The following is a 678-nucleotide window of genomic DNA, read 5'->3' on the forward strand; positions in this document are numbered from 1 at the left end:
CGTGAAAGCCCGCGGCAAGCTGAACTGCGGCGTTGCAACCGGCGTACCCGGCTTTGCCAGCCCCGATGCCAATGGTGAGTGGCAGGGTTTTGACGTGGCCGTATGCCGCGCGGTAGCCGCTGCCGTTCTGGACGACCCAAGCGCCGTTGAGTTCATCCCGACCACCGGTAAAACACGTTTTACCGCGCTGGCTTCGGGCGAGATTGACATGCTGGCCCGTAACACCACGTGGACCTTCAGCCGCGACGTCGACCTGAAGTTCGAATTCGTCGGCATCAACTACTACGATGGTCAGGGCTTCATGGTTCCCAAGGCACTGGGCGTCAGCTCGGCCAAGGAACTGGACGGTGCAACCGTTTGCATCCAGACCGGCACCACAACTGAGCTTAACCTGGCGGATTTCTTCCGCATCAACAACATGAGCTACGAGCCGGTTCCGATCGAAACCAACGCCGAAGCGCAGCAGCAGTATCTGGCTGGTGCCTGTGACGTTTACACCACCGACGCATCGGGTCTGGCTGCTACGCGCGCCACCTTTGAAAACGCAGGCGACCACGTGATCCTGCCCGAAATCATCTCGAAAGAGCCGCTGGGCCCGCTTGTCCGTCATGGCGATCACGAGTGGGGCGATGTGGTCCGCTGGACCCTGAACGCACTGATCGCAGCGGAAGAGCTGGG

The 678-nt window shown here is 60.9% G+C and carries 1 protein-coding gene; it reads left to right on the plus strand.

Translation table 11 applies throughout. From position 1 onward, the window contains the following. On the plus strand, positions 1 to 678 hold a 678-nt coding region (locus ACR0EL_RS22390), incomplete at both ends, for an amino acid ABC transporter substrate-binding protein (protein WP_480502343.1).

Source organism: Ruegeria sp. AH12, from assembly GCF_056541465.1.